The following is a 960-nucleotide window of genomic DNA, read 5'->3' on the forward strand; positions in this document are numbered from 1 at the left end:
GTCCTTCTTGAGCTGTGGTATAGCCATATTTCGCGTACATACCTTGCGAGGCTTCTAACATGCGATCTTGAAGTTCAGAATCAATCAACTTATTGAGGTTGAACAGCATTGCAAAGTGCGCGTTTTCTTCTAGGACCCCATTGGGTTCTTGGCTGTTTTCCATTCGGCGGATAATGCCACCTTTTGGATCTTCCGATTCTGATGTGATGCCTGCTAGCTCTAACGCTTTACTGTTCGCGACACTCAAATGCCCCGAAGTGTGAATGATCAATACAGGCTTATCTGTGCTGACTTTATCGAGATCCGCTTTGGTAGGGTAGTAATCCAGTTGGGCGTCGTCGTAACCAAAACCTAAAATCCACCCCGTTTTCTCAATGAATAGGCGTTGCGTATTATCGTTCTCGGCATTTTTCAGGGTTTCGATGATTTTCGCAACGGTATCGGCTTCGCCATCAGGAGATGGCAGCACGTTTGCGACCATGGCTTGCAGACCAACACCATACACATGACTGTGCGGATCAACAAAGCCAGGCAACATAGTTTTGCCTTTTAAGTCGACCAACTGTGTTTTACCGAACTTGTGTTCCATCGCTCCATCTTTGCTGCCGACATAAATGATTTTCTCGCCTAATGTCGCGACGGCTTCGGCGTACTCTGGCTTATCGCCTGCCATGGTTAGGATGTCGCCACCATAATAAATTTTGTCTGCGGCGGTTACTTTGAGTGGCTCGGCGACGGCTTCTACTTCTTTCGCTTCTTCAGAAAAACACCCCGTTAAAGCAAGCCCAGATAGGGCAATAGGGATCCAGTTTTTGTTCATCGGTCATCTCCATACAGAGTAAGTTTTTTGCCTATTGCTCCCATCTCAATGAGTTTGAGAACTCAATAGGTCACATTCACTTTAGTTCATATTGAAGGAGGATTATCAACAAGATTAAAGACTTTCAATCAAGCGCAAGT

The 960-nt window shown here is 45.7% G+C and carries 1 protein-coding gene; it reads right to left on the bottom strand.

Annotation, left to right across the window (positions count from 1 at the left end; genetic code table 11):
- A partial coding sequence (locus tag R7P74_RS25210; protein ID WP_318123377.1) for an amidohydrolase occupies positions 1-820 on the bottom strand: 820 nt, incomplete at its 3' end.
- Positions 821-960 lie beyond the last annotated feature (140 nt).

Source organism: Vibrio sp. 2033 (assembly GCF_033339735.1).